Genomic DNA, 1078 nt, shown 5'->3' on the forward strand with positions numbered 1-1078 from the left:
GTGCGCATTCCTTATCCTACTGCGTCCCCCCATCGCTCAAACGGTCATGAGGTGGTACAGGAATATCTGCCTGTTGTCCATCGCCTACGCCTTTCGGCCTCGGCTTAGGTCCCGACTAACCCTGAGAGGACGAGCCTTCCTCAGGAAACCTTAGGCATTCGGTGAAAGAGATTCTCACTCTTTTTTCGCTACTCATACCGGCATTCTCACTTCTAAGCGCTCCACCAGTCCTCACGGTCTGACTTCACAGCACTTAGAACGCTCTCCTACCATTGTTCGTAAGAACAATCCACAGCTTCGGTGATACGTTTAGCCCCGGTACATTTTCGGCGCAGAGTCACTCGACCAGTGAGCTATTACGCACTCTTTAAATGGTGGCTGCTTCTAAGCCAACATCCTGGTTGTCTAAGCAACTCCACATCCTTTTCCACTTAACGTATACTTTGGGACCTTAGCTGGTGGTCTGGGCTGTTTCCCTTTCGACTATGAACCTTATCACCCATAGTCTGACTCCCAAGTTTAAGTATCTGGCATTCGGAGTTTGACTGAATTCGGTAACCCGATGAGGGCCCCTAGTCCAATCAGTGCTCTACCTCCAGTACTCATCATCTTGAGGCTAGCCCTAAAGCTATTTCGGAGAGAACCAGCTATCTCCGTGTTCGATTGGCCTTTCACCCCTACCCACACCTCATCCCCGCATTTTTCAACATACGTCGGTTCGGGCCTCCACTCAGTGTTCGTGTGGTTAGCTGGGGGTGTTGTTAGGTTATGTGGGGGCAAGGTGCTGGAGGAGACGGTCTGGAGTTCAACGTGTGCTCTTCCGATCTCGGCGGCGGCCTTGGTGCGCGCGTAGGGGCCGCGGGCGTGCTCAGGGTCGGCGGGGGGGGGGTCCAGGCCCACGATCGCGGGGCCCAGGTGCGCCACCGACGGGGGGATCGGAAGAGCGGCGTGGAGGGGAAGAGCGGAGATCTCGGGGGCCGCCGGATCATTAAAAAAAAACACAATATCGTCCATCCGCGGCACCGATGCGCACTTCAATCGTGTGCTCGCACCCTACGCACACGCGCATCCGAACCTG

At 55.4% G+C, this 1078-nt stretch carries 1 rRNA gene; it reads right to left on the minus strand.

The features are described from left to right. Nucleotides 1-951 (minus strand): 23S ribosomal RNA (locus tag BTM36_RS06875); the annotation flags it as partial. Nucleotides 952-1078: the final 127 nt, after the last annotated feature.

The sequence above is a fragment of the Herbaspirillum sp. VT-16-41 genome, from assembly GCF_001994935.1.
GTDB lineage: Bacteria > Pseudomonadota > Gammaproteobacteria > Burkholderiales > Burkholderiaceae_D > Herbaspirillum > Herbaspirillum frisingense.